This window comes from Knoellia tibetensis (genome assembly GCF_048606415.1).
Classification (GTDB): Bacteria; Actinomycetota; Actinomycetes; order Actinomycetales; family Dermatophilaceae; genus Knoellia; species Knoellia tibetensis.
Map to the genome: position 1 here is coordinate 1,986,399 of NZ_JBMBWF010000001.1, position 18,809 is coordinate 2,005,207.

16 protein-coding genes are annotated in these 18,809 nt (G+C 71.7%); 4 read left to right on the top strand and 12 right to left on the bottom strand.

Features of this window, described 5'->3' with window-relative positions:
- Positions 1-14 precede the first annotated feature (14 nt).
- Positions 15-410 carry a hypothetical protein gene (locus tag ACOJV7_RS09185; protein WP_420189835.1) on the bottom strand — a complete coding sequence of 132 codons (396 nt, stop codon included), beginning with the start codon at positions 408-410 and terminating at the stop codon, positions 15-17.
- Between the two features lie 19 nt (positions 411-429).
- Entirely contained in the window at positions 430-2,586 is a 2,157-nt protein-coding gene (locus ACOJV7_RS09190) for a DUF998 domain-containing protein (RefSeq protein WP_420189836.1), read from the bottom strand.
- Between the two features lie 22 nt (positions 2,587-2,608).
- Between ACOJV7_RS09190 and ACOJV7_RS09195 the strand changes: the two genes are divergently transcribed.
- Both ACOJV7_RS09195 and ACOJV7_RS09200 read left to right on the top strand, forming a co-directional pair.
- A complete protein-coding gene (locus ACOJV7_RS09195) occupies positions 2,609-3,283 on the top strand; it encodes an HAD family hydrolase (protein ID WP_420189837.1) in 675 nt (224 codons plus the stop codon).
- Between the two features lie 149 nt (positions 3,284-3,432).
- Complete coding sequence (locus tag ACOJV7_RS09200) at positions 3,433-5,085, top strand: FAD-binding dehydrogenase (RefSeq protein WP_420189838.1); 1,653 nt, start codon at positions 3,433-3,435, stop codon at positions 5,083-5,085.
- 104 nt (positions 5,086-5,189) lie between these two features.
- On the opposite strand, the gene ACOJV7_RS09205 is transcribed toward ACOJV7_RS09200, so the two are convergent.
- The 10 genes from ACOJV7_RS09205 to mobA form a co-directional block, all read right to left on the bottom strand.
- Positions 5,190-6,125: an acyl-ACP desaturase gene (locus ACOJV7_RS09205; protein ID WP_420189839.1), complete on the bottom strand. Its 936-nt coding sequence runs from the start codon at positions 6,123-6,125 to the stop codon at positions 5,190-5,192.
- Positions 6,126-6,231: 106 nt separating this feature from the next.
- Entirely contained in the window at positions 6,232-7,326 is a 1,095-nt protein-coding gene (locus tag ACOJV7_RS09210) for a WD40/YVTN/BNR-like repeat-containing protein (protein WP_420189840.1), read from the bottom strand.
- A 131-nt stretch (positions 7,327-7,457) separates the two neighbouring features.
- A complete protein-coding gene (locus ACOJV7_RS09215) occupies positions 7,458-8,108 on the bottom strand; it encodes a bacterial proteasome activator family protein (protein ID WP_420189841.1) in 651 nt (216 codons plus the stop codon).
- Positions 8,101-8,709 (bottom strand): TIGR03086 family metal-binding protein, encoded by a 609-nt coding sequence (locus ACOJV7_RS09220; protein WP_420189842.1) that lies wholly within the window; start codon positions 8,707-8,709, stop codon positions 8,101-8,103. Before ACOJV7_RS09220 ends, ACOJV7_RS09215 begins: the two co-directional genes overlap by 8 nt.
- 30 nt (positions 8,710-8,739) lie before the next feature.
- A complete protein-coding gene (locus ACOJV7_RS09225) occupies positions 8,740-11,379 on the bottom strand; it encodes an FtsX-like permease family protein (protein ID WP_420189843.1) in 2,640 nt (879 codons plus the stop codon).
- Positions 11,380-11,643: 264 nt separating this feature from the next.
- Positions 11,644-12,369, bottom strand: a complete 726-nt coding sequence (locus ACOJV7_RS09230; RefSeq protein ID WP_420189844.1) for an ABC transporter ATP-binding protein — start codon at positions 12,367-12,369, stop codon at positions 11,644-11,646.
- On the bottom strand, positions 12,366-13,085 hold the full coding sequence (locus tag ACOJV7_RS09235; protein WP_420189845.1) for a PadR family transcriptional regulator: 720 nt from the start codon (positions 13,083-13,085) through the stop codon (positions 12,366-12,368). Before ACOJV7_RS09235 ends, ACOJV7_RS09230 begins: the two co-directional genes overlap by 4 nt.
- Positions 13,086-13,363: 278 nt before the next feature.
- Positions 13,364-14,341, bottom strand: a complete 978-nt coding sequence (locus ACOJV7_RS09240; RefSeq protein ID WP_420189846.1) for an NAD(P)H-quinone oxidoreductase — start codon at positions 14,339-14,341, stop codon at positions 13,364-13,366.
- Between the two features lie 18 nt (positions 14,342-14,359).
- A complete protein-coding gene (locus ACOJV7_RS09245) occupies positions 14,360-14,911 on the bottom strand; it encodes a GNAT family N-acetyltransferase (protein ID WP_420189847.1) in 552 nt (183 codons plus the stop codon).
- Between the two features lie 31 nt (positions 14,912-14,942).
- Positions 14,943-15,509 (bottom strand): molybdenum cofactor guanylyltransferase, encoded by a 567-nt coding sequence (gene mobA / locus ACOJV7_RS09250; RefSeq protein WP_420189848.1) that lies wholly within the window; start codon positions 15,507-15,509, stop codon positions 14,943-14,945.
- 72 nt (positions 15,510-15,581) lie between these two features.
- Between mobA and ACOJV7_RS09255 the strand changes: the two genes are divergently transcribed.
- Together ACOJV7_RS09255 and ACOJV7_RS09260 are read left to right on the top strand one after the other, a co-directional pair.
- The gene (locus ACOJV7_RS09255) at positions 15,582-17,078 is read left to right on the top strand and encodes a PhoX family protein (RefSeq protein WP_420189849.1); all 1,497 of its coding nucleotides are present in this window, start codon (positions 15,582-15,584) and stop codon (positions 17,076-17,078) included.
- A gap of 245 nt (positions 17,079-17,323) precedes the next feature.
- Positions 17,324-18,799: an MFS transporter gene (locus ACOJV7_RS09260; protein WP_420189850.1), complete on the top strand. Its 1,476-nt coding sequence runs from the start codon at positions 17,324-17,326 to the stop codon at positions 18,797-18,799.
- Positions 18,800-18,809: the final 10 nt, after the last annotated feature.

Consider the following 18,809-nt stretch of genomic DNA (forward strand, 5'->3'; position numbering starts at 1 on the left):
GGCATACGAGGTGGTCAGGCCAGCGCGGCGCGGACCTTGTCGATCACTGCCTGCTCCTCCGGGCTCACTCCGTCGGAGGCGTCGGCGACGGCTTGGGCGGCCTCGAGGATGACCCCCTTGAACGCCTCCGCGGATCCGTCGCCCTTCGCCGCCAGGATGTCCCTGGCCCGGGACAGCCCGGCCATGACGGCCTGCTCGCGGGCGGCGGGGTCACCGGTGGGTGGGGAGGGAAGTCCACCGCCGCGCAGGATCTCGGTGATCTCCTTGGGGCCTGAAGCGAGGGCCTTGGAGCCCGCGAGGCTCTCCTTGAAGCTCGAGAGGAAGCCCGGGTCGGCCCTGCTCACGAGGGCGATCGCCCCGAAGGCGGCGTCGCGGACGGTGTCGCGTTCTGAATCGGTGAAGTCGGCCATGGCGCCAGTCTGCTCGCGATCACTGCCCGTCGGGGGCTTGGGCCGCGACGTTCGTCAGGGTGAGGGCGTCGAGGACACCGGCGCCGGGCCCGGGTTTCTCGCACGTCCGCTCGGGGTCGTCGGTCCCGGTGTCGATGCGGCTCCCGTTGACGAGGCTGACGTCGTCGTATGCCGGTCGCCCCTCGATGACGTTGCGGTAGCGGTAGCGGGTCACCGAGGTGAGCCGGCAGGTCTCGCCGAAGCTGAGGACGTCGAAGGCCGACGGCTGGCCGATGAGCTCCTCGCCGTTCTCGCTGCCGACGAAGTGGGTGAGAGGGCCGCCGCCGGTGAACGTGCCGGCCTGGATGCGGTTCCCCTCGAGGTCGGGCGTGTGCATGTGGCCGTTGACGGCGACGTCGGCGCGGGGCACGTCCTGCACCGCCCACGGCTCGTGCGAGACGAGCAGGTCGAGCGGGTCCTGCTCCTCGAACGCGGAGACGAAGGCCCTCTTGGCCGGCTGCTGCTTGTCCTTGCTCCGCTTGCCGTCGTCGCCGAACCACCGCGGGTCGTTGAACCCGGCGATGCGTATGCCGCCCGCCTCGACGACCGTGTAGGTCTCGTCGTCGGGCTGGAGGAGGACGACGTTGGGGATCCGCGCCATCCGGTCGAGGACCGCGCGGTCCGTCGTCGAGGTGGCGTCGTGGTTGCCGCGGACGAAGACGTAGGGGACGGGGACCGAGGCGATACCCGAGAACATGCCGGACGCCTCGCCCTCGGTGACGGTGCCGAAGTTGACGAGATCGCCGGTGTCGACGACGAGGTCGATGTCCTCCTCCTCGACGATCGTGCGCATGAGGGCGTACTGGTTGCCGGCGTGGAGGTCGGAGACGAGCAGGATCCGGAGGGCGGTCGGCTGGGCGAGCTCGGTCGGGGAGTACTTGTCCTGCAGCGCCGACGACAGCGCGATGAGGTTGCGCAGGTAGGGCGAGACCTGCGCCGTGCGGGCCTCGACGTCGGAGAGCAGCGACTGGTTGCGCTGGACCGTGCCGAGCACTCCGGTCGAGGTGAACTCGTGCTGCCGCTCGGGCTGGTAGGTCTGCCACATGCCCAGCCCGGTCGCGCCGCACGCGACGACCCAGGCGGTGGTGGCCCCGGCCCAGGCCCAGCCGCCCGGACGTCGCCGCCGGACGAGCGCCCGGACGAGGATCCAGAGGGCGGCGACGCCGAGGGAGCCGAGGGCGAAGCGGATGCCGACGTCGCGGGCGGCCCGCACGATCGCGGCGTTGAGCTCGAGAGGGCCGGGCTGGAGGCTCGAGACGGTGATCTTCGGACGGCTGAGGAGATCGGCGATCGACGCCTTGACCTGCGGGGTCGCCTCGATGCCGGGGGCGAGGCCGGTGAAGCCGACGTCGATGTCGCCGAAGAGGGTGCGGGCGACGAGCCTGGTCGAGTCGCGCGGGTCCATCGACAGCTGGACCTGCGCGGAGTAGTGCGTCGTCTCGGCGGTGGCGGGGGCGAGTCGGGTGGCCGCGACGCCACCCGCGGCACACGCGACGGTGAGCAGCGCGACGGTGACGACGCGCCGTGCCCTCCTGTCGCCGACGCGGTGGCCCATCGCCCACCACGCGACGGCGGCCGTCGCCAGCGGCCAGGCGGCGAGCAGCCCCGCGACGGCACGCTCGTGGGCACCGAACGGGAGCCCGTTGCGCACCCCGAGCGGCAGCGACGCGACGAGCAGGAGGAGGAGGACCGAGGCGGGCCGGGCGGCCGTCGGACGCAGCAGCCGGGTGGCGCGCGCGTCGGCGCCGAACCACGGCCACACCGCGAGGAGCACGAAGCTCAGCGCGGCGACGGCGGTGTGGACGGCCGACCCCTCGGCGCGCGACGGAAGCGGGACGAGGGCGACCAGCGCAGTGGCGACCCCGGCCGCGGCCAGCACCCAGCGGCCGGCGCGGCGCAGCCCCGGCAGGAGCAGGGCCGAGCCGACGTGCGCGACACCGGTGAGCACGAGCGCGGCCGTCATGATCCACCGGTGCGGCGTCTCGGAGGCGCCAAGTGCGCTGATCGACTCGCGCACCGGGTCGTAGCCGTCGGGCTGCTGCATCGCGGCCCAGGTCCAGCCGCCGACGAGGGCGACGAACGCCGTCGTCGCGGTCACGAGGGCGCCCCGCACGTGTCCCGAGGTCGGAGGCGCCATGGCCCAACCCTAGGCTGAACCGGTGAGTGCACCCCTGGCCGGAGCCCTGCCCGATCGCGCGTTCGCTGGCGTCCTCTTCGACATGGACGGCACGCTCATCGACTCGACGCCGGCCGTCGTGAGGTCGTGGCTGACGTGGTGCGAGGAGGTCGGGGTCGAGCCCGCGGCCCTCGCCGGGTCGCACGGTCGCACGAGCATGAACACGATCCTCGACGTCATGGCCGACCGCTCCGAGGCCGAGCGGCTGGCGGCGCACGCGCGCATCCGCGAGATCGAGCTCGCCGACACCGAGGGGGTCGTCGCCCTCGAGGGCGCGCGCGAGGTTTTCGAGCTCCTCGACGGGCTCGGCGTCCCGCACGCCATCGTCACGTCGTGCGAGCACGAGCTCGCCGGGGTGCGGATCGCCGCGGCCGGACTCCCTAGGCCCACCGTGGTCGTCACCGCGAGCGACGTCTCTCACGGCAAGCCGGGGCCCGAGCCCTATGTCCTCGGTGCCTCCCGCATCGGGCTCGCGCCGGGAGACTGCCTCGTCGTCGAGGACGCGACGGCGGGCCTCGTGTCGGGTCGCGCCGCCCGGGCGGGCGGGCTCGTCGCCGTCCTCGGGACGACACCGGTCGAGGTCCTTGCCCGCGACGCGGACCTCGTCTTCGAGAGCGTCGCCTCGGTGCCCTGGCGCACCCTCCTCGCACGTGCATAACTCGCCAATTCCTCCCGTTCGGCACGTTCCAGGCATGTACCGAACGGGAGGAATTGGCGAGTTGTGCACGGGCAGGGGTGCTTGGGGTGGCATCGGGCGGGTTCGGCGGACTGCTGGTACCCGCGGGTAACGAGCACTAGGGTCGCGGCATGGACGCTGACGCCCTTGTCGTCGGGGCCGGCCTCGCCGGTCTCGTCGCCGCCAACGAGCTCGCCGACGCCGGACGATCCGTCGTCCTCCTCGACCAGGAGAGCGAGGCGAACCTCGGCGGCCAGGCGTGGTGGAGCTTCGGCGGGCTCTTCCTCGTCGACAGCCCCGAGCAGCGGCGGATGGGCATCAAGGACACCTTCGACCTCGCCTGGCAGGACTGGCAGGGCACGGCAGGGTGGGACCGCGACGAGGACCACTGGCCGCGACTGTGGGGCCGCGCCTATGTCGAGTGGGCGGCGGGCGAGAAGCGGGAGTGGTTGCGGCAGTTCGGGATCAGCTTCTTCCCGGTCGTCGGGTGGGCCGAGCGCGGTGATGGTCGAGCCGGCGGGCACGGCAACTCCGTGCCGCGGTTCCACATCCCGTGGGGCACGGGCACCGGCGTCGTCCTGCCCTTCATCGAGCGCGTCCGCGAGCACATCCGCGGCGGGCGCATCATCTATCGCCCGCGCCACCGGGTCGACGGTCTCGTCACGACCGCCGGTGCGGTGACCGGGGTGCGCGGATCCGTTCTCGCACAGGACGACTCGGAGCGCGGCGTCGCCTCGAACCGTGACGTCGTCGGCGACTTCGAGTTCGCCGCGCACGCCGTGCTCGTCACGAGCGGGGGCATCGGCGGCAACCACGAGCTCGTCCGTGCCAACTGGCCCGAGCGGCTCGGCACGCCACCCGAGCACATGATCACCGGTGTCCCGGCCTACGTCGACGGGCGCATGCTCGCCATCACCGAGGAGGCCGGCGGGACGGTCATCAACCGCGACCGCATGTGGCATTACGTCGAGGGCATCAACAACTGGAGCCCGGTGTGGCCGAGCCACGCGATCCGGATCCTGCCCGGCCCGTCGTCACTGTGGTTCGACGGCAACGGCGACCGGCTGCCCCCGCCGAACTTCCCGGGCTTCGACACGCTCGGAACGCTCTCGCACCTGAGGGGTACCGGTCACGACCACTCGTGGTTCATCACCAACCGCACGCTCGTCGGCAAGGAGTTCGCGCTCTCGGGCAGCGAGCAGAACCTCGACCTCACCGACCGCAACTACCGCGACATCCTCAAACGGCCGGTGACGGCGGTGCAACCGTCGGTGCAGGCCTTCCTCGACCACGGCGTCGACTTCGTCCAGGCCACGACGCTGCGCGAGCTCGTCGCCAAGATGAACGCCCTCACCCCCGACGCCCCCCTCGACGTCGACCACATCGAGCGGCAGGTGCTCGAGCGCGACCGCCAGGTCGACAACCCCTTCACCAAGGACGCGCAGGTCGCGGCGATCCACGTCGCCCGTCAGTACCGCGGCGACAAGCTCACCAAGCGCGCCTTCCCGCTGCACCGGATCCTCGACCCCAAGCGCGGTCCGCTCGTCGCGGTGCGCCTCAACGTCCTCACCCGCAAGTCGCTCGGCGGGCTCCAGACCAACCTCGACTCACAGGTCATCGGCGCCGACGGCGAACCGGTCAAGGGCCTGTATGCCGCGGGGGAGGTCGCCGGCTTCGGCGGCGGTGGGGTGCACGGCTACCGGTCGCTCGAGGGCACCTTCGTGGGCGGATGCCTCTTCTCCGGTCGCGCCGCGGGACGGGCCGCGGCCCGCGAGGTCCGCTGACCGGCATACCCCTCGCGTTCGTCCCAACCTGCGACTCATTGCGACTTCGCAGAGTCGCTCGTCGCCCTCGCGACTCTGCGAAGTCGCACTAAGTCGGGGTGTGGTCAGAGGTTCATGCGGGCGGCGAGGGTGTCGCGCTTGTCCTCGAAGCGGGAGGCCTTGGTGTCGAGGTCGTCCATGAACGCCGACAGCTCGAGCCGGGCCTGCTCCCCCTCGGCGGAGAGGTTCTCGACGTCCCAGACCTTCCAGAAGCGCAGCACCGGCGCCACGACGTCGTCGCGGTGCTGGCGCAGGTCGTAGATCCCCGCGACGGCCATCTCGACGGCCTTGCGCTGGAAGCCCGGGATGTCGGTGCCGGGCATCTGGAAGCCCTTGACGACGTCGCGGATCGCCATCATCGACTGGCTCGGGTCGAGCTCGAGCGCGGCGCCCAGGAGGTTGCGGTAGAAGATCATGTGGAGGTTCTCGTCGGCCGCGATCCGCTGGAGCAGCTGGTCGGCCATCGGGTCGTCGGTGAACCGTCCGGTGTTGCGGTGCGAGACGCGGGTCGCGAGCTCCTGGAACGAGACGTAGGCGAGCGAGTGGAGGAGCTCCCCGCTGTGCGCGGACTCGTAGCCCTGCGACATGTGCGTCATCCGGAAGTCCTCGAGCGCCTTCGGGTCGACCATGCGCTTGACGAGCATGTAGTCGCGCATGGCGATGCCGTGGCGGCCCTCCTCGGCCGTCCAGCGGTGGACCCACTCGCCCCACGCGTCGTCGCGACCGAAGATGATCGCGATCTCGTGGTGGTAGCTCGGGAGGTTGTCCTCGGTGAGCAGGTTGACGATGAGCGCGGAGCGGGCGACGTCCGAGATCGGCGCGTCGTCGGGGCTCCAGGCGTCGCCCTCCATGAGGCCGTCGAAGTTGCGGCCGTCGCTCCAGGGGATGAACTCGTGGGGGTACCAGTCCTTCGCGACGCCGATGTGCCGGTTGAGGTTGGTCTCGACCACCTGGTTCATCTCACGCAGCAGGTCGGTCTGGCTCCACGTTGTCGCGGTCATGCTGGCCAACCTACGCTTCCGTAGGTTGGCCCCGCCAGTTACCGGGGAGTTGGCTTTTTCGGGCGGCCGGAGGCGGCCAGAGCCGGTCAGAGCCGGTCACAGGCGGTCAGAGGCGGCCGACCCGGCCACCGCCGCCCCCCGCCCAGCACGCGCCGTCGGTCGTGCAGTCGAGGGTGTGGAAGAGCTCGTCGCTGAAGCGCTGCCAGGTGCGCCCGCCGTCGTCGGACACGCTCGCGCCGCCGACGGTGCCGCCCTGACCGACGACGACGAGCCGGTGGCCGAGCCAGGAGACGTCCTCGCCGAGGTGGGTGAGGTCGCCGCCGCTGCGCCACGTGCGCCGGTTCGAGCTCACGGCGCTCGCGTCGACCCCGTCGGCCGGGGCCGCGAAGTCACCGCCGACGGCGACGCCCTGACCGGGCGTGCGGAAGGCGAGCGCGAAGACGCCGGCCGCCTCACCCGCAGGGATCGTCGAGCGGGTTGCGCTCCACGTGAGGCCGCCGTCGCGCGAGTGGAAGACCCGCGACGTCGCGCCGCCGGAGCCGAACCAGGCTTCCTCGCCCGAGATCGTGAGGCAGTCGCCGCTCGCCGAGAAGTTGGCCTCGCCGGTGGAGTCCGGCATGCCGTCGTCGGGCAGCACCTGCCACGACCGTCCGCCGTCCTGGGTCGCGGCGATCCGGAACCGCCCGTCGACGGGGTCGCTCACGGCGAGCCCACGGCGGCCGTCGGGATAGAAGTCCATGCAGTTGTAGAACGCGGCCGGGGTGTCGTTGCGGAAGGTCTCGGTCCATGTCGCGCCGCCGTCGGTCGTCCGGTAGATCCTCGACGCCTCGCCCTCGCCGATCGCGAGGATGCTGGCGGTGCTGGCGTCGACGGCCTCGACGTCACGGAAGTTGAGCCCCGTCGCGTCGGCCGGGCCGACGTCCTGCCACGAGTCGCCGCCGTCGGTCGTCCGGAAGACCTTGCCCCGCCCGCCGGTGACGCTCGCACCGGCGACCCACGCGGCCGAGCGGTCGACGGCATCGAGCCCACGGAAGCTCTGGTTCGCGTCGAGGGTCGTCGTCGACCAGGCCAGGTCCCGGGGCGCGGCAGCCTCCGAGGGCGGAGCACCTCCCGAAGGGGCGGCCAGCGCGACGGGAGCGGTCAGCGCGACGAGCGCGACGGCATACAGGGGAGCGGCGAGGGTTCGGGGCAAGGTGCGCATGCTGGCACTCTGTCGCACCTCGCCCCGGAGCGCGCGCCGAGCGGCCCGACGAGCGGCCCGACGAGCGGCCCGACGAGCGACCCCGTCAAGCGCCCCGACGAGCGAGCTGCTCAGCAGGGCCGACGAGCGGGTCAGAGGTACTGGCCCGTGCCCTCACCGGGCGTCTCGTCCCCGCGCGAGGGGCCGCCCGGCATGTTGGGCATCCCCATCGGCGCGGTGCCCTGACCGCCACCGTGGCCGGGCGCCGCCGAGTGGCCGGGCGGGAGGGCCCGCATCTGCTGGAGCTGCGACTGCGCCGCCATCTGCTGGGCGACGAGCGCGGTCTGGATGCCGTGGAAGAGGCCCTCGAGCCAGCCGACGAGCTGCGCCTGGGCGACGCGGAGCTCGGCGTCGGAGGGGGCGTCCTCGGTGAACGGCAGCGCGATCCGCTCGAGCTCCTCGACGAGCTCGGGGGCGAGGCCGTCCTTGAGCTCGGCGATCGAGCGCTCGTGCACGTCGGCGAGGCGGGCGCGGCCCTTCTCGTCGAGCGGGGCGCCCCGGACCTCCTCGAGGAGTTGCTTGATCATCGAGCCGATCCGCATGACCTTGGCGGGCTGCTCGACGAGGTCGGCCGGGTTCTGGTTGGGCTTGCCCTCCTCGAGCGAGCGCTCGGCGACGCCCATGCCCTCGGGCGTGACGACGACGACCTTGTCGTCGCCGACGGTGGCGGTGCCGTGCACCTCGCGCTGCTCGGCTCCCTGCTCGTGGTCGGTGGGTCCGGGCTGCTGCGTCATGTCACCCATCCTGCCCCACGGCATCGTCGGCGGCGCGGGCCGGCGGGACCCACGAGGGGTCGCGGCCAACGAACCCCATGAGCCGGTCGGTGATGTCCGCGGTCTCGGGCACGTCGACCTTCGGGCCGTACTGTCCGGACGCGCGAAGCATCTCGTCGTGCTCCTGCATCCCGCTGAACATCTCGTTGGCGAACTCCTCGTCGAGCCGGTCCGGCTGCCCCGTCGCGCGTGCGAGGTCCCACGTGTGCATGAAGACGTCGCTGGTGTAGAAGCGGTCGACCGCCTGCGGCAGCGGCACGTCGCCGATGTGGCGGTTGCTCAGCACCTTGGTCTCGGTCTCGGGGTCGTCGAGCAGCGCCTGCACGGCGTCGGCGTGCGTCGTCCAGGCCGCCACGGGGTCGTCGTCGACCGACGGCCCACGCTCGAGCCGCACCCCCGCACCGGCTTCGAGGAAGCTGGCGAACCACTCGACGAGGTGACGGACGACGTCACGCGCCGCCCATCCCTCGACCGGCGCCGGGGCGTCCCAGTCCTGCACCCCCTCGACGCGCTCGGTGAAGGTGCCTGCGATCGCACGGTGGCGTCCGGCCGGGTCGTGAGGGAACGGCATACGGGGGAGTCTGTCAGGGATGTCCGACGGTCACGCGGTTCGGTGCGTGGCGTCCGGAGCCTTGCGTATGCCGGCCGCGGCCAGTCCCGCGGCCACCGCCGGGACCGCGACCGCGAACCCGAGGAGGACCAGCCACGGGAAGACGAGGATCGGGTCGCTCTGCAGCTGCTCCCCGGTGATGGCGTCCCAGGACTGGGCGGTGAGCGGGTAGGCGAGGGCGATGCCGGGGACGATGCCCACGGCGACGCCGAGCACCGCCCCGATGATGCAGAGCGTGAACGCCTGCGCGGCGGCCATGACCCGACGGGTGCCCCGTCCGGACCCGAGGGCGGCCAAGGTCGCCTGGTCGCTCTCCTGCTCGGCGAGCGTGAGCGCCGTCGACGTCAGCGTGATGACGAGCAGGAGGAGGACGAACAGCCCCACGAGGACCAACACGATGCGCCCGACGTCGGACTGGAAGCCGCGCTCGGTGTAGAGGTAGACGGCATCGTCGGAGCCGAACCCGAGACGGTCGGTGAGGTCCTGCGACATGGGTCCCGCTGGGTCGTGGACGGTGAGGCGCGTCGTCCGGGTCGGCCATCCGTGGCTCGACGCGGTCTCCGGCGTGGTGAGCATCCGGGCGCCGAGCAGCGCGCCGATGGTCGACCGGTCGAGCGGGACCTCGATGGCGGGGACCTTGACGGTGCGGACCTTGGACAGCGCCGTCGAGGGGTCGGGCTCCTCGGTCGCCCGCGGGTCGACCCGGAGGGTGGCGGACATGACGGTGACCCTGCCCCGTGTGAGGAGCGAGGGTTCGCCCTCGGGGCGACCGACGATGACGGCACCCGAGCGGACCGCGGCGGCGTCCTCCTCGCGGCCGAGGGAGGCGAGGCGCCGGCCGATCTCGTCGGCCGTCGTCACGGTGATCTGGCCGCCGTTGCCCATGCCGTTGGTGCCGAGGACCTGGCACGAGGCGGGCCTCATCTCGCCACGGGTCGGTGGCGTGGCGTCGTAGACGGTCGACTCGGGCGTGCACCCGGGCGGGACGACGTTGACGGTGGTGGTGTCGTAGGGCTTGGTGGGCGGGGTGGCCTCGGCGGTGTACATCCAGGACTCACCCGTGTCGACCTCGCCGACGGGCGCGACGACGAGACCGGGGCGCACGGAGCGGAACCCGTCGGTGATCGACGCGACGGTGTCGGCGTCGATGACCCCCGACTCGTGGTGCACCGTCGTGTCGCCCTCGAGGTTCTGGGCGGTGTACTCGCGCCGGCTCTGCTCCTCGTCGCTGCCGCTGGCGATGAGCACCATCGTGAGCACCGCGACGCCGGCGAGGATCGCGGCGATCGCCGGCACGCTCCGAGCGCGCTGACGTCCCGCGTCGCGGGTGGCCATGCGCAGCGAGACGGGGAGGCGCGAGCTGACCCGGGCCAGGCCGACGAGGATCATCGGGGCCAGCATCACCGCACCCACGACGAGCGCGATGGCCGCGACGACGGTGCCGACCTGGCCGCCGTCGGTGCCGCTGGCCGCCTGGGACCTTGCGAGCCAGATGAGGACGAAGCCGCCGAGCCCGGCCATGACGGCGCCGACGACGAAGACCGCGATGCTGGGGCGGGGCGAGACGCTCTGCCCCTTCATCACGCCGATGATGTCGAGCCGGCCGAGTCGACGGGCCGGGAGCAGGGCTGCGATGACCGCGCTCACCATGGCGACCAGCGTGGTCGCCACCACGCCGAGGACGGGGATCTCGAACGGGCCCGACATGCCGAACGTCTCGGCGAGGCGGTCGTGCTGCGCGAGCCCCCACGCGGCGCCGACACCGAGGACGGCGCCGATGGCCGCGGCCAGGGAGCCCAGGACGAGCGCCTGGGCAAGAACGGTGTGGCGCAGCTGGCCCGTCGTCGCGCCGTTGCTCGCCGACAGCGCCAGGGCGCGTCGCTGGCGGGCGGCGCTCACCGCGAACGCCGGGCCCACGAGCAGGGTCGTCACGACGAGGAGGAGGGCGCCGCCGATGGCGAGGAAGGTGCCCATGCGGTCGCGGTCGAAGTCCGACATCGAGGCGATCTCGGGGTCGAGCGCGCTCGCCGGTGGTGGGTCGCGCAGCACCTGCGCCGACCAGACCATGAGGCCGTACGTGTTGAGCGCGGTGACCTCGTCCCAGTCGACGGGGTCGTCGTCGAGGAGGATCCACCCGCTGCCCATGACTCCGTCGCCGAACGGCAGGGGCGTGACGAGGTGGTTCCACGACCGGCCACCGAACTCCGAGAGCACCTTGGCGGTGCCGACGACGGTCACCGTGACGTCCTTCTCGCCGACGCGCAGGTCCAGCGTCCCCGAGTCCGGGAGACCACGTTCGGTCCCCGTCGTCGTGACGAGCACCTCGCCCGCACGCTCCGGGATGCGCCCGCCGAGGAGGGTCACCTTGTCGGTGACGCCGGCGCGCAGGTCGAGGGTGAGCGACTGGAGGTCGAGGCGCCGGCCGTCCCGGCGCGTCGTCAGCGACTCCTCGCCCACGGGGACGGCGCGGGCGCCGGTGAGCCGGCTCATGGCGTCGGCGTTGTCGAAGACCGAGCCGCCCTCGACCCACCCGGGGATCGGTGTCGCCTCGCCGCGCGAGCTGTTGCCGATGCTCGGGTCCGCAGGGTGGAGGGCGTGCTGCGGCTGGGGGGTACTCGACCATCGCGACACCGTTGCCCATGCGACCCGGGATGGCCTCGACACCGGACACCTGGCTCGTGCTCGCCGCAACCATCGCGAAGGTCAGCAGGGCGGTCGGCAGCGCGACCATGATGAGGATGAGCGCACTGCGGCCCTTGTGACGCCGCACGTCGCGGCGCGCCATCCGCAGCGCGACCGCCCAGCTGCCGGTGAACCTTCCGCGGACAGAACGGTGTTGGAGCGCGCCGGATGCGTCGGGTGCCTGCGGAGCGGCGGGAGGCCGGGTGAGCGTGCTCATCGCGTGCTGGTGGTGAGCAGGTCCTCGGCCGCGCTGGCCCGGCCCGTCGAGTCGACGACGACACCGTCGCGCAGGAAGACGACGCGGTCGGCCCACGCCGCATGACGCGCCTCGTGGGTGACGAGCAGGCCCGCCACTCCCTCGTCGCAGCGCTCGCGGAGGACGCGCAGGACGTCCTCGCCGGTGTGGCTGTCGAGGGCACCGGTCGGCTCGTCGGCGAGGACGAGGCGTCGGCTGCCGACGAGTGCGCGGGCGATGGCGACGCGCTGCTGCTGGCCGCCCGACATCTGGTCGGGGAAGCGGTCGGAGAGCTCGCGCAGGCCCATGAGGTCGAGGGTCTGGCGGGCCTGTCGCCGGGCCTGGCCGGCGCGGACGCCGTCGAGCTCGAGGGGCAGGGCGACGTTCTCGGCCGCGGTGAGGCTGGGGATGAGGTTGTAGTCCTGGAAGACGAACCCGACCCGCCGCCGCCGCAGCTGTGCGATGCCCTTGGCGCCCAGGGTCGAGAGGTCCTCGCCCTCGATGACGACCCGGCCGGACGTGGCGAGGTCGAGGCCGCCGGCGAGGTTGAGCAGCGTCGACTTGCCCGACCCGCTCGGACCCATGACGGCGACGAGCTCGCCGGGCAGGACCTCGAGACTCACGCCGTCGAGTGCCCGGACCGCTGTCTCACCGGTGCCGTGGACGCGGGTGACGTTGTCGAGGAGCAGGCTGGGTGCGGTCATCGACGTGCCTCCGTCCGGTCGGTCCCGTGGTCGGCGCTCGTGACGCCCGAGGTCTCACGCCGGTATGCCGTGTCCTCGGCCGCCGCGCGCGCCGTCGCCTCCGGGGTGCGCCCGGAACGGGGAGAAGGGCGCAGCGACTCCCGGTGCAGCCGGGTCTCGACGTGGTCGAGCCAGCGGACCTCGGCCTCCGCGGTGAAGATGAGGTTCTCGAGGACGAGCAGCCACGCGAGGTCGTGGTCGGCGCCGCCGGCCGTCTGGCCGGCCTCGGCCCGGTCCGCGGGCGCCTGCTCGGCCTGGCGCTGCTTGCGCAGCACCTCCTGCTTGAGCCTGGTGAGGTCGTGGAGGTGCTTGAGGGTCGACGTCCGCTGGGTCTGCGCGACCGTGGCGACGTCGACGCCCGGCACGGTCACCGCGAGCGCCAGCTTGATCGTCAGCTCGTCCCGTGGGGTGTTGTCGCGGTCGACCGGCGTCGTCCACCACGTACCGACCTCGGCGCTGCCCGCCTCGGTGAGGCGGTAGGAGATGCGGCCCTCGGCGTCGGCCTCCCCGGTCGGCTCGACGAGCCCGTCGCGCTCGAGGCGGGCGAGGGTCGTGTAGACCTGCCCGACGTTGAGCGGCCACGTGCCGCCGGTGCGCTCCTCGAACTCCACCCGCAGCTGGGCGCCGTACATCGGCGCCTGCGCGAGGAGGGCCAGGAGCCCCTGCTTGACCGACATGAGTTCTCTCCTTCAACGTTCGACGCGCGAACCCCTGCGCTCGCGCGTACGGTGCCGAGCCGGCATACCGAGGGATCCAGTTGGCCCCTGTTCCGCGTGAATACTCGGTATGCCGTGCTCGGGCAGGACATGTATACCGAGTATTCACCCGCTTGGCAAGCACGACTTTCCCGCCCGAAGTGGGTTGCATGCACTGGGAGCGGGAACTGTCCCCACCTCCAGTGACCGGAACCCACTCCAGGCGGAAATGGTGTGGCGGTGCGAGGTGTCCCGGCCGGTCAGGGCACGAGGAGGATCTTGCCGATGTGCGTGGACGCCTCCATCTCGGCGTGCGCGGCGCTCGCGTCGACCAGCGGGTGGCGCGAGGCGACGACCGGGCGCACCCGCCCGTCGGCGACGAGCGGCCAGACGTGCTCGCGGACCGCCGCGACGATCGTGGCCTTCTCGGCGACCGGCCGGGCGCGCAGCGAGGTGGCGATGACGGCGCCGCGCTTGCGGAGCAGCGTCCCGAGGTCGAGCTCGCCCTTGACGCCGCCCTGCATGCCGATGACGACGAGGCGTCCGGCGGTGGCGAGTGCCTGGACGTTGCGGGGGAGGTACTTCGCACCCATGTTGTCGAGGATGACGTCGGCGCCGTGGCCCTCCGTCGCCTTCTCGAGCTCCTCGACGAAGTCCTGCTCGCGGTAGTTGACGAGGATCTCCGCGCCGAGCTCGCGGCAGCGGTCGAGCTTCTCCTGCGAGCCGGCCGTCACGGCGACCCGGGCGCCGACCTCGCGGGCGAGCTGGATCGCCATCGTGCCGATGCCGGACGACCCGCCGTGGACGAGGAACGTCTCGCCGGGCTGGAGGTTCGCGGTGAGGAAGACGTTGGACCAGACCGTGCACGCCACCTCGGGGAGGGCCGCTGCCTCGACGAGGTCGATGCCCTGCGGGACCGGCAGCACCTGACCGGCGGACACCGTGACCTGCTCGGCGTAGCCGCCACCGACGAGCAGCGCGCACACCTCGTCACCGACGACCCACTCGCCCACGCCCTCGCCGACGGCGTCGATGACCCCCGAGACCTCGAGCCCGGGGATCTCGGTCATGCCGGGCGGCGGGTCGTAGAAGCCCAGCCGCTGCATGACGTCCGCCCGGTTGACGCCGGCGGCGGCGACCTTGACACGGACCTCGCCCGCGCCGGGCTCGGGTGCGTCGACGTCGGACAGGACGAGGGCCTCGGGCCCACCGGGCTTCGGGATCGTGATCGCCTTCATGCCCTCAACGTACGACGACTACTCGAGGCGGTCGCCACCGCCGTGCCAAGGCCGGGGGTCCGTCCGTAGCAGCGAGTAGAGCAGGACGTCCTGGTTGCGGCCGTCGTTGAAGAACGCGCCCCGCAAGGTGCCCTCGAGCATGAAGCCACACTTCTCGGCGATCCGCCGGGACGCGCCGTTCCCCGGCGCGATGACGAGGTGGATCCGGTGCTCCTTCTTGGTGGAGAAGAGATGGTCGACGAGCAGCTGCACCGCCTCCGTGACGTAGCCCCGACCGGCGTGCTGGTCGTCGTAGAGCAGGTAGGAGAGCTCGAACGCATCCCAGTAGGACACCGGGTGGAAGAACTCGATGTGCCCCGCGATGTCGCGCTCCGTGGACTCGATGACGAGGACGCCCTCGGTCTTCTGCCAGAACCCGTGGTCGGCGAACTCCCTGCGGAAGGCGGTCTGGGACAGCACGCCCAGCGGGAAGTAGGCGCCACGGTTGCGGATGTTCGTGTGCGCGTCGTAGAGCGTGTCCAGGTCCGCCTCGCGGACTTGGCGCAGGGTCACCGACCTGCCCTCGAGCACCCTCCAAGGGTAGGCCCCTCGGTGCCGCCCGTCACTCGTCCCGCAGCGCCGCGAGGTCGTCGGGGGTGTCGATGTCGCGCACCTCGCCGGGCGCCGGCACGACGACGTGGGGCAGCGTCAGCAGCGTGCGCGCCGCCACTCCCGATGCCGGGATGGGCACTGCGCCCCTCAGGGCCTCGACCCGGTATGCCGCGAGGAGCGGGTTGGCCCGTCCCTCACCGTCGCTCGCCACGGCGGCGTCGACCGAACCGTCGGCAGTCAGCGCCGACACGAGCACCGGCAGCAGGGCTCCCGCGCCCGGGGTGTCGCCGGCCACGACGCACACGACCGCGGCGTCGACGAACGCGAGCCCGGCGGCCACGCCCGCGAGCGGACCGCCCCCCGGTGGCGCCTCCCGGGCCCACCGCACGCGGGTCCCGACCGCTGACGGGACCGGCCGCGAAGGTCCCACGACGACGAGGGGCCAGGCGGACGGCATACCGGTCAGGCAGGTGTCGAGGACGGAGCGTCCGTCGGCCATCGCGGCCGCGAGCTTGTCGGAGCCGAACCGGCGTGAGGATCCCCCCGCCAGCACGATGACCTGCACGGATCCGCTCACATGACCATTGTCGCCCGTCACACCCTCGGCCTACGTTGGGTCGATCGCCACACGACAAAGGAGTCGAACACCATGGCAGTTGACGATCACACTCCACAGCGCCGCACCGTCCTCAAGGGTGCTGCGGTCGCCGCCGGGGCCACCGCCCTCGCCGGCCCGTTCCAGGGACTCGTGGCCGGACCGGCCGGAGCGGCCCCGGTCGGCACCCTCGGAGGCCCGGCGTTCCGCGGCCTGCGGCCGATCCCCGACCAGCGCGACGGCAAGGTGCGTCTGCACCTGCCCGAGGGGTTCCGCTACCGCTCGTTCCACGACACCGAGACGCCGATCGTCCTCGACGACGGCACCGAGCTGCCCGGCCGGCACGACGGCATGGGCGCGTTCGACGGGCCCGACGGCGCCGTCACGCTCATCCGCAACCACGAGCAGAACGGCACCGGCAAGTCGTTCGGCCCGCCCGGCGAGCACGTCTACGACCCGTCGGCCAAGGGCGGCTGCACGCACATCGACGTCGACGGCCGGGGCAACGTCAAGGCGGCGTGGACCGCGATCAGCGGCACGATGATGAACTGCTCCGGCGGCCAGATGCCGTGGGGTGCGTGGGTGACCTGCGAGGAGACGGTCAACGGACCGGATGTGGGCCCCGACTTCACGGGCGCGCCCAACACCGGGCTCACCAAGCCGCACGGCTACGTCTTCGAGGTGCCGACCGAGGGCCGCGCCGACGCCATGCCCATCACGAAGGCTGGGCGCTTCCCGCACGAGGCCGTCTCGTTCGACCCGCGCGAGGGCCGGCTCTACCTCACCGAGGACAACTTCGCCTTCCCGTCGGGCTTCTACCGCTACACGCCGAAGACCAACCCGATGGAGTCCGGGCACCTCGACAACGAGGGCGTCCTCGAGATGCTCGCCGTCAAGGGCCGGCCCAACGCCCACCTCGAGGGCCACCAGGACAAGGGCGCGGTCTACTCCGTCGAGTGGGTCGAGATCGACGACCCGGACCCCGAGTTCCCCTACACCCCGGGCCAGACCGCCCCGACGGCCAACGACACCGCGCTCCAGTACGTCGGCGGCCAAGGTCGGGCCAAGGGCGCCGCAGGGTTCTCGCGGCTCGAGGGCCAGATCTACGACAACGGCGTCGTCTACTTCACCTCGACCCAGGGCGGCGGTGCCCCGGAGACAGGCAACGAGCTCATCAACGGCTACGGCAACGGCTTCGGCCAGGTGTGGGCCTACGACACCCGGTCGCACAAGCTCCGGCTCGTCTACCAGTCGCCGGGCAAGCAGACCTTCGACTTCCCCGACAACATCACCGTGAGCGACCGCGGCACCCTCGTCGTCTGCGAGGACAGCAACCAGGACAACTACGTCCGCGGTCTCAGCCGTGGCGGCCAGCTCTGGGACATCGCCCTCAACCGCGCCGAGTCCGCCCGCACCGGGCTGCCGCGCTACGACGACGAGTTCGCGGGCTCGACGTTCAGCCCCGACGGCCGCACGCTCTTCGTCAACATCCAGGCGAGCGCGGGCATGAGCTTCGCCATCTGGGGCCCGTGGGAGCGCATCGGCGTCTGACCTTTCTCGTCCTCCTGTCCCACAACGGAACTCGGCGTATGCCGGTCAGTCGACCGACCGGCATACGCCGAGTATCTGCGTTGTCCGGGCTCGTGACGGAAGGGTGGGAAACACGCACGGGTCGTGAAGGGGGTTGAGAAATCCGCCTGGGAGGTATCCGCACGTCGCGGCGCCGCAGGCGTAACGTGCCGGAACGTTCCCGGCTCTGGCCCGGGCGATCGGACGACGTGGTGGGAAGGGGTCGTATGTCAGCGACAGAGGTCGACCAGGAGAAGCCGGTCAGAAGCCTGATTCCGGCGCGCATGCACGACATGCCGTGGTCCAAGTTCCATTGGATGGTCATCTTCGGTCTGGGCACCGCCTGGATCCTCGACGGCCTCGAGATCCAGATCGTCGCCGCCGGCGGCTTCGAGAAGTCCCTCGAGATGACGGCGGCCAACGTCGGTATGGCGGGCTCCGTCTACCTGCTCGGTGAGGTCGTCGGAGCCCTGCTCTTCGGGCGCCTCACCGACACGCTCGGGCGCAAGAAGCTCTTCACGCTCACCCTCGTGCTCTACCTCGTGGCCTCCGGCCTCGCGGCGTTCTCACCGAACATGTGGGTCTTCCTCCTCCTGCGCTTCGTCGCCGGCATGGGTATCGGTGGCGAGTACTCGGCCGTGAACTCGGCGATCGACGAGCTCATGCCCGGTCGCTACCGCGGGCGGGTCGACCTCGCCATCAACGGCACCTACTGGTTCGGCGCGGGCATCGGCGCCTTCGCCAGCCTCTTCCTGCTCGACACCGAGCGCTTCGACGAGAACATCGGCTGGCGCATCGCCTTCCTCATCGGACCGATCCTCGGTCTCGCGATCATCTACCTTCGTCGCCACATCCCCGAGAGCCCGCGCTGGATGGTCACGCACGGCCACCACGACGAGGCCGAGCGCATCGTCTCCAAGGTCGAGGCGGAGGCCGTCGCCGCCGGCAAGACCCTGCCGAGGCTGGACGAGGAGAAGGACGGCGTGTGGCTCAAGCCGCGCGAGGGCCTCACGCCCAAGCAGCTGGCCTACGTCTTCTTCAAGCTCTACCCGAAGCGGACCGTCCTCGGTGCGACGCTGATGATCACCCAGAGCTTCCTCTACAACGCGATCTTCTTCACCTACTCGCTCGTCCTCCAGAACTTCTACGGACAGAGCGCCTCGAGTGCCGCGGTGTACTTCTTCCCGTTCGCTCTCGGCAACCTGCTCGGGCCGCTCCTGCTGGGGCCGCTCTTCGACACGGTGGGCCGGCGCAAGATGATCGGCGGCTGCTACGCGTTCGCTGCGGTCGTGCTCGCGGTCTCCGCGTTCTTCTTCAACGCCGGGACCCTGACGGCCGCGACCCACACCGCGTTCTGGTGCGTGGCGTTCTTCTTCGCCTCGGCGGGTGCCTCCGCGGGCTACCTCACCGTCTCGGAGATCTTCCCGCTCGAGGCCCGCGGCCAGGCGATCTCGTACTTCTTCGCCACGGCGCAGATCTTCGGTGCCATCGGCCCGGTCTTCTACGGCTGGCTCATCGGCGAGGGGGAGGACCGCACCCCGATGTTCTGGGGCTACCTCATCGCCTCCGGCATCATGCTCATCGGTGCTGCCGTGGCCGCCGTGTGGGGTGTCGACGCCGAGGGCAAGTCGCTCGAGGAGATCGCGCCGCCGCTCAGCAGCTTCGACAAGGACGGCAACGAGACCGTCCACCTCCCGGTCTGAGGTGGCGAGG